This window comes from Pelagerythrobacter marinus, assembly GCF_009827515.1.
Classification (GTDB): domain Bacteria; phylum Pseudomonadota; class Alphaproteobacteria; order Sphingomonadales; family Sphingomonadaceae; genus Pelagerythrobacter; species Pelagerythrobacter marinus.
Genome location: NZ_WTYO01000005.1, coordinates 160,908 through 173,982 on the forward strand (window position 1 = coordinate 160,908; position 13,075 = coordinate 173,982).

The window sequence follows — 13,075 nt, forward strand, 5'->3', positions numbered from 1 at the left end:
CCGGCGCGCGCCCGGCCCGCCCGCACCCCGGCGGTCCCCCCGCCCGATCAGCGCCCGGTCAGCGCCCGATCAGCGCCCGGCCCAGCCGGCCCCCACGCCGAACGCCGGCCGCCGCGTTTCCGCCGGGTCGAGCAAGCGTGCCAGGATTGCATCGTGGGTCGGCGCCGCGCGGCGGAAGGCCAGCATCGCGCCGCGCAACTGCCCGATCACCTCGCGCACTTCGGCTGCGGGCACGGCCCCGGCCAGCGGGTCGATCGCCGCCGGCACCAGCCCCATGCCGTGCATGACGTAGAACCAGTTGATGTCGGCGAACAGCTCGCGCTGGCGCGCGGCGATCCGCCCGGTCCGTTCGAACAGCTCGATCTTCTCGGCCAGCGTATCGGGCAGGGCGAGGCCGCGCATGTGGTCCCAGAACGGCTCGCCCTCGCGCCGGTTGGGGGCATAGTGCAGCAGCAGGAAATCGCGGATATGCGCGTATTCGCGGTGGACGTCGCGGTTGTAGGCAGCCCGCAGCGCGGGGTCGAAACCGCGATCGGGGAACAGGTCCAGCAGCCGGTTGAGCCCGGTGTGGATCAGGTGGATGCTGGTCGATTCGAGCGGTTCGAGGAAGCCCGCCGCGAGCCCGATCGCGAGGCAGTTGCCGACCCAGGCGCGCCGGCGCAGCCCGGCGGTGAAGCGCAGCACGCGCGGCTGCGCCAGCGGCTCGCCGTCCAGCCCGGCCAGCAGTTCCGCCTCCGCATCGGCATCGTCGATGAAGTCGCTGGCATAGACGAGGCCGTTGCCGGTGCGGTGCTGCAGCGGAATGCACCATTGCCAGCCCGCGCTTTGCGCGGTGGCCAGCGTGTGCGGCGCGCGCCGGGCCTGCGCCGCGGTGGGCGCGGCGATCGCCCGGTCGCAGGGCAGCCAGTGCTTCCAGTCCTCGAACCCGGCGCCGAGCGTTTCCTCGATCAGCAGGCCGCGAAAGCCCGAGCAATCGATGTAGAAATCCGCCGACAGCGCCGTGCCGTCGTCGAAGGCGATCGCCGCGATCGTTTCCCCCTCGCCGCGCCGCGCGCCGACGATCCTCCGGTCGAGCCGCTCGACCCCCGCGCGCTCGGCATGGTCGCGCAGGAAGGCCGCGACCAGCCCGGCGTCGAAATGCAGCGCATAGGCGACGGCGCCGCCGGGCCACTGCCCGTCGGGCGAAGGGAAGGCGAACTTGCCGTCTTCGGCCAGCGCGGCGGCGGGGCACAGGTCGGCCAGCGTTTCGCCGTGCCCTTCGGCAAGGGTGCGGCAGTAGTAATGGTGAAAGGGGCGCCGGTTGATCGTCACGCCCAGGCTGCCGAACGGGTGCCAGTATTCGTGCCCCGGGTGCAGCCAGTCGCGAAAGCGGATGCCCAGCTTGAACGTCGCCTGGCAGCGGCGGATGAATTCCACCTCGTCCGCGCCGATATTGTGCAGGAAATCGAAGATCGGCGGGATCGTCGCCTCGCCCACCCCGACCGTGGGAATGGCCGAGGATTCGACCAGCGTTATCCGGCAGCCGCTGCCGCGCAGCACCCGGGCCAGCAGGGCCGCGGCGGACCAGCCCGCCGTGCCCCCGCCGACGATGCAGATCGATCGCAGCGGCCCCGCGCCGCCCGTCGCATCACCGCCCGTCGCCCTACCGCCCGTCGCGTCCCCCGTCATGGCTTGCCCCCTGGCGTCCCGGCCTTTCCTGTCCCGTCTTTCCCGGCGGGCTTCCGGTCGCCCCCCGCCGAGCCCCCCGCCGAGCCCCCCCCGAAAAACGCGATGGCGGCCGTTGCAAGCAAGGGCCGCCACCGGTTTTCGGGGAGGACCGAAAACTCAGAAAGTGAACTTCACCCCGCCGTAGATCCGGCGCGATCCCGACTGGTAGCGGAACGGCAGCTCGGGGAACTGCAGGTAGACGCTGGTATCGGCCTTGGTGATGTTGATCGCCTCGGCAAAGACCTCGAAATTGTCGGTCACGCTGTAGCTGATCTGCCCGTCGAGCTGGCCATAGGCCTTCTGGTAGATGCCCAGCGTCCGCGTGACCGAGCCGTCGGCGAAGCCGAAGTTGCCCATGTACTGCTTCGAACGCCAGCTGTAGCTGGCCCGCGCGGCGAAGCCGTAGCGTTCGAAATAGATCTGGCCGTTGGCCGAGTGCTTCGAGACCCCGGGCAGGGGCAGGCTGTCGGTGAAATCGGTGCTGAAGTCTGTCTCGGTGTCCGAGAACGTGTAGTTCGCGGTAAAGCCGAGGCCGAAATCGAACGCGTACTGCGCCGCCAGTTCGAGCCCCTTGACCCGGCCGCCCGAACCGTTCGCCGGCTGCGAGACCGGCCCCATGCGGCCGCCGCCCTGGTCGTTGACGAAGACCGCCACCGTTTCGTTGACGATGAAGCTATCCACTTCCTTCCAGAACAGCCCCGCCGACAGCAGGCCCTGGTCGCCGAAGTAGTGTTCCACCCCGAGGTCGAACTGGTAGGCGCGGAACGGATCGAGCTCCGCGTTGCCGCGCGAGCCGTTGGTGAACTTGAACAGGTCGTCCGCCGGGTCGCGCGTGAACTGGGTCGAGAAACCCTGGCCCAGCGAGACGAGCGGCTGGCGGGCGACCACGCGCGCGGCCGAAAACCGCACCTTGGTCCCCTCGCTCACGTCAAACACCGCGTTCGCGCTGGGCAGGAAATCGGTATAGCTGCGCACGACGGTATTGGTCGTGAAATCGCGCAGCACGCCGTTCCAGCTGTCGGTGCCCCAGTAACTGGGATCGGCATTGGCCGGCTGGTTCTGGTCCACCGTCAGCTTGGTGTTGACGACCCGCAGGCCGACGTTGACGTGATAGGGATCGTCCACCCCGCCCACGTCTGCCATGACGTAGCCGGCCTTGGTCTCCTCCTTCACGCGGTAGGTCTGCAGCGGGTCTTCGAAGAAAGTGAACGGCGTGTCGGGATAGAGCGCCTGGATCCATTCGAGCGCATTGGTCATCTGCGACCGGTCGGCCACCAGCACCGTGTCGCCCTGGACGCGGCCGCCGCCGGCGAAGTTCTCGATCGCCTCGACCCGCTCGGGATTGCTCACCGGCGTCTGGTAGGGGGTGATCAGCGCCGGCGAATTGCCGAAGCGGCTGCACCCGGCAAAAGCGGCCGGCTTGTTCGGTTCGGGCAGGTCGCAGATCTTGTACCCGATCGCGCCGTCCTGGAAATAGCCGTAGGGCGTCCAGTTGTACGAATAGCCTTCGACCCGCTCGTCTTCCGGGATCGCGGTGGCATCCATCTCGCCCTTGCCGCTGTAATCGGCGAGGTAGCGGCCGGAAACGAAATCGACCGTGCGCTGGCCATAGCGGAAGCCGGCGCTGAGCGTGACCGTGTCCTCGAAGCTGTCGTCGACGTCGTAGGCGAAGTCCGCCCGCAGCGAATGCCCGTCGATGTCCGACCGGTCGCCGAAGGCCCAGTGCGACTTGAAGAACCCGTATTCGGGGTTGCTGAACAGGTCTTGCGGGCTGCTCGGCGCGATCCCGAAGCTGGGGAAATCGCCGTTGGCGTAAGTGAAATCGAACGTCGGCGGCGCGGCGTCGTTGGGCGTGAAACCGGGCTGCGGGCCCGAGGTGCCCGGCCCGCGCACGCCGTAGGCGGTATAGCGCACGTCGTTGTTGGCAACCTCGCGCTCCATGCTCGACGAGGCGTAGTTGGCCATGATCGAGGCGCGGAAATTGGTGTCGTTGTCCCAATCGACGGCGAACTGCAGGTTGTCGGACTTGATGTTCGAAACGTCGACGAACGAAATCGCCTCGGCCGACTGGGCGCGGACCGTGCCCTCCAGCAGGACGCCGTTGTCGTTGATCGTGTAATCGCCGACGAGGCCCTGCGATTCGCCCTGGCCGAAGGGAAACTTCACCGAGGCTTCGCGCGTGTCGATCTTCAGGTCCGAATGGAAATACTGCGCGCTGACTTCGAGCGTGTCGGTCGGGCGATAGGTGATCCCCAGCGAGGCGCCCCAGCGCCGGCGATACTGGTCGCGATCGGTGACGTAGCGGTACTCGGGCGCGTAATAGTTGGTCGGCACGGTGTCGCGGTCGCGGCGCCCCTCGTCGAAGGCCCAGTTGCCGCGGTTGTCGCCGCCCAGCACGTTGACGTGATTGTTCGTCTTCTCGTAGCTGAAAGAGGCGATCACGCCGAGACGGTCGTTGAAATTGTAACCCAGGACCGCGGCGCCCGCCGGCTCCCAGCCTGAAATCTCGCTGCCCTTGCTCATCTTGGCATTGCCGGCCAGCGTCAGCCCGTCCTTCAGGTTCAGCGGGTTGCGCGTCTTCAGGTTGATGATGCCGCCCAGCCCGCCTGCCAGCAGCGAGGCATTGGGGGACTTGAACACCTCGATCCCGCCGATCAGCTCGGACGGCACGCCTTCGAGGCTGTCGTTGCGGTTATAATTGCCTTCGCCGACCTTGTAGACTTCCAGCCCGCTGACGAAGAGCTCGCCGTTGAGCAGGGTCACGTTCTGCTCCAGCCCGCGGATGCGGACTTTCGATCCCTGGCCGTTCTCGCGGTCGATCTGGATGCCCGGCAGGCGCTGGAGCGATTCGGCCACGTTCTGGTCGGGGAACTTGCCGATATCCTCGGCCGTGACCGATTCGATGATCAGATTCGATTCGCGCTTGGCGTTGAGCGCGCTCTCGAGCGAGGCTCTGAAGCCGGTGACGACGATGACGTCGCCGCCCGGCTCCGCGGCCGGTTGGGCAGCCGTTTCGGGGGCCGCCTGCTGGCCGGTGTCGGCCGCGTCCGCCGCCTGGGCGAAGGCCGGCGGGGTGGCAACGCCCAGGGCCAGGACCGATGCGGCGGCCAGGAACGTGGAACGGTTTCGTGAACTCCGGCTGTGCATTTCAGTATCCTCCCAAAACCGCATCTTCGCGTGCGGATTTCTCTCGTAATGCGCCGATCGCCTGGCCCGACTCGGGCACCGGCGACCCAATGCGACTTTACTGGTTGCATAAATCTGTCAACGTTGTCAAACAGCACCTGTCACTAGCGGAAAAATCGCGACCTTCCGCGATATTTTCTGTCAAGGTTGTCAGACCCGGCTCGACCCGAGGAGAACGACGGGCGGCCGCGGCCGGATGGGATGGGGATACATGCTTTCGAAGACGCTTCTATCGACCGCGGCCGCCGCCGCGCTCGCAACCGCCGGCCCGGGCACCGCCCCGGGCACCGGCCCGGGCGCGGAGACGGGCGCCGAGACGGGCGCCGAGACGGGCGCTGCGGACGCGGGCGAATCGGCCCAGGCCCTGCCGCCCGAGGCGACCGTCCATCCCGAGCGGTGGCCCGAAGTGGCCTTCCCCGTCGTCCTGACCGCGCAGGACGAGGCCGAGGTCCAGGACCTGCTCGCCCGGATGACGCTGGAGCAGAAAGTGGGCCAGATCATCCAGGCCGACATCGCCAGCGTCACCCCCGCCGAAGTGCGCGAGTACCGGCTCGGCTCGGTCCTCAACGGCGGCAACTCGGGTCCGGGCGGCAACGACCTCGCCCCGCCGCAGGACTGGCTGGCGCTGGCCGACGCGTTCCACGAGGCATCGATGGACGCCCCCGCGGGCGAACCGGCGATACCGATCGTCTGGGGCACCGACGCGGTCCACGGCCACAGCAATATCGTCGGCGCGACAATCTTTCCCCACAACATCGGCCTCGGCGCAGCGCGCGACCCCGAGTTGATCGAGCGGATCGGCCGGGTCACCGCGGTCGAGATCCGCGTCACCGGGCAGGAATGGACGTTCGCCCCGACCGTCGCCGTGCCGCAGGATTTTCGCTGGGGCCGCGCTTACGAGGGCTATTCCTCCGACCCCGCGCTGGTCGCCGCTTATGTCGGCAGCATGATTCGCGGGCTCCAGGGGCCGCCTTCGACCGCGCGCATCCTCGCCGGCCCGCACGTCGCCGCCAGCACCAAGCACTACCTCGCCGACGGCGCGACCATCGACGGCAAGGACCAGGGCGATGCCGCGATCTCCGAGCTGGAGCTGCGGCTGGTCCACGGCGCGCCCTATATCCCGGCGATCGAGAACGGCGTCGCGACGGTGATGACGAGCTTCTCCAGCTGGAACGGGGTCAAGCTCTCGGCCCATCGCGGGCTGGTGACCGACGTGCTGAAGGGGCGGATGAACTTCGGCGGGCTGGTGGTCACCGACTGGAACGCCCACGGCCAGGTCGCCGGTTGCACCAACGCGAGCTGCCCGAAGGCGGTCGCGGCCGGGATCGACATGTTCATGGCGCCCGACAGCTGGCGCAGCCTCTATCGCAGCACGCTGGCCCAGGTGCGCGACGGCACGATACCGATGGAGCGGCTCGACGATGCCGTGGCCCGCGTTCTGCGCGTCAAGCAGCGGCTCGGCCTGTTCAAGATGGGCAAGCCTTCGCAGCGGCCGCTCTCCGGGCAGTACGAACTGCTCGGCGCGGCCGACCACCGCGCGGTCGCGCGCGAGGCGGTGCGCAAGTCGCTGGTCATGCTCAAGAACACCGGCGTCCTGCCGCTGAAGCCGGATGCGCGCATCCTCGTCGCGGGCGACGCGGCCGACGATATCGCGCGCCAGTCGGGCGGCTGGACCTTGAGCTGGCAGGGCACCGGGCTCGACAACAGCCTGTTCCCCGGCGCGACCTCGATCTGGGACGGGATCGAGAGCGCGGTGACGTCCGCCGGCGGCCATGCCGAACTGTCGGTCGAGGGCGACTATGGCCAGCGGCCCGACGCGGCGATCGTGGTCTTCGGCGAAACGCCCTATGCCGAGTTCCAGGGCGACATCGCCTCGCTCCAGCTGCGGCCCGAGCTGCGCCGGCCGATCGAGACGATGCGCAAGCTGCGCGCGCAGGGGATCCCTGTCGTGGCCGTCATGGTCACCGGGCGGCCGCTCTACGTGAACGAGGCGCTCAATGCCGCCGACGCCTTCGTCACCGCGTGGCTGCCCGGGTCCGAGGGCGGGGGCGTGGCCGACGTGCTGTTCGCGGGCGAGGACGGCGCGCCCCGGCACGATTTCCGCGGCCTGCTGCCGGCGGCCTGGCCGGCGACGGCGCGGCACGGCGGCCCGACGCTGTTCCCGTTCGGATACGGCCTGCGCTACGCCGACGGCCCCCGCCCATGGGCGCCCCTGGCCGAAGACAGCGGCGTCACCGACGACGGGGGCAATGGCGGCGTGTTCTTCGAGCGCGGCGTGCCGGCTTCCGCCTGGTCGCTCACCGTCACCCGCGCCGATGGGGGGGATTCGCTGCGGGTCACGACCGTCCCGGCCGAAGCGCTGTCGGGCCGCGTGCGGATCGCGGCGACCGATCACGAGGTGCAGGAAGGCGCGCGAAGCTTCACCATCGCGGCCGATCCGGCAGGCACCGCGATCGAACTGGGAACGTTCGACGCGATAGACCTGACGCGGCAGACGAATGGCGACGTCCTGCTGCTGGCCACGGTGCGCCTCGATGCGCCGCTGGCGCAGCCGCTGGACATGGCCGTGCGTTGCGAGGGGCAGGAATGCGGCACGCCCGTGGCCATCGACGCGTTCAGCGCCCTGCCGACCGGCGAATGGCGCACGCTTGGCGTGCCGTTGAAGTGCTTTCGCGCGGCGGGCGCCGACATGGCCGGCATCAGCGCACCGTTTCGCCTGGTGACCGATGGGGCAGCGCGTTTCAGCCTCGCACGGGTCGCGCTCGGCAGCCTGTCGGAAGCCGACGTCGTGGCGGGCTGCTCCACCGATTGATGCCCGCGCGGGCCGCGGCTAGCGGGCCGGCATTCGCGGCCGCTCGCGCACCGCGAGGATGACGATCGCACCGATGCCCTTGATCGCCGCGAACGCCAGCAGGACCGGCGTGAAATCCTGCGGCGCGGCAAGCTGCCACACGATCAGCGTGCCGACGATCGCCGGGGCGGTGTTGGTCAGGTTGACCAGCCCCAGGTCGCGCCCCCTGCGATCGGGGCGGGGAAGCAGTTGCATCGCGAACGTGACATGGAGGCTCAGGAACACCGCGGTCCCGGTGGCATAGACGCAGAACGCCGCTGCGCCCTGCCAGGCATTGTCTGCCCCCGCCATGCCGAGCAGGCCCACCGTCCCGACCAGCGCGGCCCCGCACAGGAACGGCTTGCGCCTGCCCGAGAGATCCGACCAGCGGCCGAGCGCCAGCGCCACCGGCAGGGGGATGATGTAGGAAATCGTCAGCACCGTGCCGACCAGCCCGGCCGCGTCGCTGCCCGCCGGCACCAGCGTCTTGAAGTAATAGAGCAGGTAGAGCGTGAGCGTGGCGCAGCTCAGTTGGACGAGGAGGCGCGAGATCGAGGCGATCACGATGTCGCGCCGGTCCCACGGCACGGCGAATTCGGGCGCGAGCGCCTGCCGTTCCGGCCGCAGGGCCAGCAGCGGCAGTATCAGGACGAGCGCCGCCGCCGGCACGAGTGCAAACCGCGCCATCTCGACCAGGCCGGACGCGGCCAGGAGAACGACCGAGAAGGCCGCCGCCACCGGGTTTCCCAGCGCCAGCAATCCGCCCGCCAGTCCCTTGCGGCGGGCGGGGACTTCTTCGGCGACGATCGCGAACAGCGGGGCCAGGACCGCGTTGATCGCCGCCTGCGCGAAGGCGACCGCCAGCACCAATTGCGCCGGCGTGCGGGCGAGGACGAGAACCACGTAGGACAGCGCGAGCGCCGCCAGCCCGCCCATGACCCAGCGCCGGCGGCCCCCGCCCCGCGCGGCCGAGAGGTCGCTCAGCCAGCCGAAGAACACGTTGGCCCCGCTGGCAACGATCCCGCCGACGATCGCCGTCGCGGTGAGCAGGTCGATCTTGGCCGCTTCGTCCAGCACCTCCACCCGCATGGGCAGGAGAAGGCTGAACAGCGGGAGATAGGCGATCACGCCGCCGGCATTGGCCAGCGCGACGGCGAGGAGGAGGATCGCGCTGCGCGTGCGGGGCTGGGCCGGGACCATCACGCGCCAGCCTTGCCGGTCCGGGGCCGGCAAGGCAATCCGCGGCGTTGCGCCGCGATCAGGCGGCTGCCGGTCGTCGCGCGTAGATCCCGAAAGCCGCGATCACCGCATAACAGGCCGCGGGCAGCACGAGCGAGAACGCCAGGCTGCCGCTGAGGTCGGCCAGCGCGCCGGTCGCCAGCGGGATGACCGCGCCGCCGAAGATCGCGACGTTGATGATGCCCGACCCGTCCGCAGCCCGGCTCCCGAGCCGCTCGCAGGCGAGCGAGAATATGGTCGGGAACATGATCGCGTTCATCAGCCCGATCGCCAGCAGGCTGTAGGCGGCCAGCGTCCCGCTGCTGTTGGTGGAGAGCGCGATCAGCGCGATCGCGCCGGCCGCCACCGCGGCGAGGATCTTGCCCGGGCTGATCACCCGCAGCAGGGCCGACCCGATGAACCGGCCGACCATCGCCCCGCCCCAGTAGAGCGCGACCATCCAGCCGACGACGTGCTCGGGCTCGCCCAGTACGTCGTCGAGCATCAGGTAGTTGATCACGATCGAGCCGATCGCGACTTCCGCGCCGACATAAAGAAAGATGCACAGCGCCCCGAAGCCGAAGCGCGGGCGTTTCAGCAGGTCCAGCCCCGCCAGCCCGCTCGAGGCCTCGTGCCTTTCGCCCTGCAGCCGGTTGCGGAACAGCCAGACCGCGCCCGCGACCACGGTGATCGCCAACGCGAGGCCGAGGTAAGTCTTCACGATCATCGCCGATTCGGCGGTGCGATAGGCCGCCAGCGCGGCGCCTTCGAAGTCCTCCGCCGAGACGTCGGCCAGCTGGCCGAGGATCAGCCCCGCGCCGACCAGCGGGAAGACGAAAGTGCCGAAGGAATTGAACGCCTGGGCGAACGTCAGCCGGCTATGCGCGGTTTCCTGCGGGCCGAGCAGGCTGATCAGCGGGTTCGCCACGACCTGCACGATCACCACCCCGCTTGCCAGGATGAACAGCGCAAGCAGGAACAGCGGATAGAGGGCGGTGGTGCTGGCGGGAATGAACAGCAGGCAGCCCGCGGTCATCGTCATCAGCCCCGCGACCGCCCCGCGCATGTAGCCGATCCGCTTGACCAGTTTCGCGCCCGGAATGCCGATCACCAGGTAGGCGGCGAAAAAGCAGAACTGCACCAGCATGGCCTGGGTGTAGTTGAGCGTAAACAGCTCCTTCAGCTTGGGAATCAGCACATCGTTGAGGCTGGTGATTCCGCCGAAGATGAAGAACAGCGCGAAGACGAAAGGCGGCAGGCTCGGCGCATGGACCTGCCCCTGCCCTTCCGCCGGCCGCGTATCGCCCGCCGAAACATGCTCCGCCGCCACGGCCGCCGTGTCGCTCGCCACCATCACCCTCCCTCGCCGACCGCTTCCCCGCGCGCCGTACAGACCCTGGCTTATGGAAGCGAGCAGTGTCTGTCAACGTTGTCAGACAGCGCCGCGGTCCGGGGAGATGGGGTGCGCTGGTTGGGGCTCAGGAAACGTAACGGTGCCATTCCCCCCGAAGAAGGAAGGGATGGAGCGGGTGAAGGGAATCGAACCCTCGTCGTCAGCTTGGGAAGCTGCTGCTCTACCATTGAGCTACACCCGCGCTCCGGGAAGGCGCGCATTTGCCTGAAGGTGGCGCGCCGGTCAATCGGGGATAAGCAGCGAATGGCCCGCGCGCACGCATTCGAGCAGCCAGTCGCGCGCGATGCGTACCCGTGGCAAGCCGTGCATGTCGCGATGGGTGACGATCCAGAAGCTGCGCACGATCGCGCGGTCGGGGCAGACGGGCACCAGCCCGGGGGCCTGGTCGCCGATGAAGCACGGGAGCACGCCGATCCCGGCCCCTTCCTCGATCAGGCGGCTTTGCGCGTTGATGCTGGTCGAGCGGATATCCGCCGACAGGCCCGCGTGGAAATCGTCGAGATAGTTGAGCTCGGGCGCATAGAGCAGTTCCGGGATATAGCTGACGAGCCGATGGCCGCGCGCGAGGTCGGCCGGCTGCGCGGGAGCCGGGTGCCGGGCAAGGTAATCCGGGCTGGCGTAGAGCCGCAGGCTGTAATCGGCCAGCTTGCGCGCGATGACGGGCCCCGCCTGCGGCCGCGACAGCATGACCGCGAGATCCGCCTCGCGCCGCGACGGGCTGAGGAACCCGCTGCTGGCGACGAGTTCGATCGACAGGTCCGGGTGGCTCCGGGCGAAGGCGGGGAGATAGCGGGTGAGGAAGCGGCTGCCGAACCCCTCCGACACGCTGAGGCGCAAGTTGCCGCCGAGGCCCGAGCGCCGCTGGCGCACGCTGTCGATCGATCGCACCGCGCGCGCCATCGCCTCGGCCTTGGCCAGCAGGCCCTCCCCGGCCTTGGTCAGCGTCTGCCCTTCGCGCGTGCGTTCGAACAGCGGGGTTTCGAGCTGCCGTTCCAGCCGCCGCAGCCGGCGGCCGAGCGTGGTCGGGTCGAGCCGCAGCGTCCGCGCGGCGCGCGCGATCTGCCCCGCCTCGGCCACGGCGAGGAACACGCGCAGGTCGTTCCAGTTGATATCCTGCATCCCTGCAGCCTCTACCTGCAGGATTGAAGGTTGTCTGCCCGCTTGCAATCGGCACGATCCGCGCCAGATCGAGCAGCAGCCATAGCCCGGAAGGAGAGACAGCCATGCGCCAGGTGGATCATTTCGTAGTCGGGGACGCCGGCGGCGGCTCGGGGCGCAAGCACCAGGTCTGGAACCCCTCGACCGGCGAGGTCCAGGCCGAGGTCGCGCTGGGCGATGCCGCGCTGCTCGACCGGGCGGTCGCGGCGGCCAGGGACGTCCAGCCCGGCTGGGCCATGACCAATCCGCAGAAGCGCGCGCGCGTCATGTTCCGTTTCAAGGAACTGATCGAGGCCAACATGCAGGACCTGGCCGAGATGCTTTCCAGCGAACACGGCAAGGTGGTCGACGATGCCAAGGGCGACGTGCAGCGCGGGCTGGAGGTGATCGAATACGCCTGCGGCATCCCGCAGGTGCTGAAAGGCGAATACACGATCGGCGCGGGCCCGGGCATCGATGTCTATTCGATGCGCCAGCCGCTGGGCATCGGGGCCGGGATCACCCCGTTCAATTTCCCCGCGATGATCCCGATGTGGATGTTCGGGATGGCGATCGCGGCGGGCAATGCCTTCATCCTCAAGCCCAGCGAGCGCGACCCGAGTGTGCCGGTCCGCCTGGCCGAGTTGTTCCTGGAGGCCGGCGCGCCCGAAGGGCTGCTGCAGGTCGTCCACGGCGACAAGGAAATGGTCGACGCGATCCTCGACCATCCCGACATCGCCGGGGTCAGCTTCGTCGGCTCCAGCGACATCGCGCACTATGTCTACAGGCGCGGGGTCGAGAACGGGAAGCGGGTCCAGGCCATGGGCGGGGCGAAGAACCACGGCATCGTCATGCCCGACGCGGACCTCGACCAGGTGGTCAACGACCTCGCCGGCGCCGCCTTCGGGTCGGCGGGGGAGCGCTGCATGGCGCTGCCGGTCGTCGTGCCCGTGGGCGAGGACACGGCCGATCGCCTGCGCGAGAAGCTGGTCCCCGCGATCGAGGGGCTGCGCGTGGGGGTATCGAACGATCCCGACGCGCATTACGGCCCGGTCGTCACCCCCGAGCACAAGGCCCGGATCGAACAGTGGATCGACACGGCCGAACGCGAAGGCGCCGAAGTCGTCGTCGACGGGCGCGGCTTCTCGCTGCAGGGCCACGAGAACGGGTTCTTCGTCGGGCCGACGCTGCTCGACCGGGTCACCCCGAAGATGGAATCCTACCAGGAGGAGATCTTCGGCCCCGTGCTGCAGATCGTGCGCGCGCACGATTTCGAGGAAGCGCTGCGCCTGCCGAGCGAACACCAGTATGGCAACGGCGTCGCCATCTTCACCCGCAACGGCCACGCGGCGCGCGAATTCGCCGCGCGGGTAAACGTCGGCATGGTGGGGATCAACGTGCCGATCCCCGTTCCCGTCAGCTACCATTCCTTCGGCGGCTGGAAGCGCAGCGCCTTTGGCGATACCAACCAGTACGGCACCGAAGGCCTGAAGTTCTGGACGAAGGTGAAGACGGTCACCCAGCGCTGGCCCGACGGCGGGGGCGACGGATCGAACGCCTTCGTGATCCCGACGATGGGCTGA

Annotated in this window: 7 protein-coding genes and 1 tRNA gene; 2 read left to right on the forward strand and 6 right to left on the reverse strand. The window is 69.0% G+C overall.

Annotation, left to right across the window (positions count from 1 at the left end):
* Positions 1 to 69: 69 nt before the first annotated feature.
* Positions 70 to 1,668, reverse strand: a complete 1,599-nt coding sequence (locus tag GRI72_RS11805) for a tryptophan halogenase family protein (RefSeq protein ID WP_160734121.1) — start codon at positions 1,666 to 1,668, stop codon at positions 70 to 72.
* A 156-nt stretch (positions 1,669 to 1,824) separates the two neighbouring features.
* Positions 1,825 to 4,854 carry a TonB-dependent receptor gene (locus GRI72_RS11810; RefSeq protein WP_160734122.1) on the reverse strand — a complete coding sequence of 1,010 codons (3,030 nt, stop codon included), beginning with the start codon at positions 4,852 to 4,854 and terminating at the stop codon, positions 1,825 to 1,827.
* Between the two features lie 250 nt (positions 4,855 to 5,104).
* Here GRI72_RS11810 and GRI72_RS11815 point away from each other — a divergent pair, with 250 nt between their 5' ends.
* A complete protein-coding gene (locus tag GRI72_RS11815) occupies positions 5,105 to 7,705 on the forward strand; it encodes a glycoside hydrolase family 3 protein (RefSeq protein ID WP_160734123.1) in 2,601 nt (866 codons plus the stop codon).
* Between the two features lie 18 nt (positions 7,706 to 7,723).
* Here the strand turns inward: GRI72_RS11815 and GRI72_RS11820 are convergent, their stop codons facing one another.
* The 4 genes from GRI72_RS11820 to GRI72_RS11835 form a co-directional block, all read right to left on the reverse strand.
* Positions 7,724 to 8,923 (reverse strand): MFS transporter, encoded by a 1,200-nt coding sequence (locus tag GRI72_RS11820; protein WP_160734220.1) that lies wholly within the window; start codon positions 8,921 to 8,923, stop codon positions 7,724 to 7,726.
* Positions 8,924 to 8,981: 58 nt separating this feature from the next.
* Positions 8,982 to 10,295, reverse strand: coding sequence for a sugar MFS transporter (locus tag GRI72_RS11825; RefSeq protein WP_160734124.1), 1,314 nt, complete (start codon positions 10,293 to 10,295; stop codon positions 8,982 to 8,984).
* A gap of 167 nt (positions 10,296 to 10,462) precedes the next feature.
* A tRNA-Gly gene (locus tag GRI72_RS11830) sits at positions 10,463 to 10,536 on the reverse strand.
* A 41-nt stretch (positions 10,537 to 10,577) separates the two neighbouring features.
* A complete protein-coding gene (locus GRI72_RS11835; protein WP_160734125.1) occupies positions 10,578 to 11,474 on the reverse strand; it encodes a LysR family transcriptional regulator in 897 nt (298 codons plus the stop codon).
* Between the two features lie 104 nt (positions 11,475 to 11,578).
* Here GRI72_RS11835 and GRI72_RS11840 point away from each other — a divergent pair, with 104 nt between their 5' ends.
* A complete protein-coding gene (locus GRI72_RS11840; RefSeq protein ID WP_160734126.1) occupies positions 11,579 to 13,075 on the forward strand; it encodes a CoA-acylating methylmalonate-semialdehyde dehydrogenase in 1,497 nt (498 codons plus the stop codon).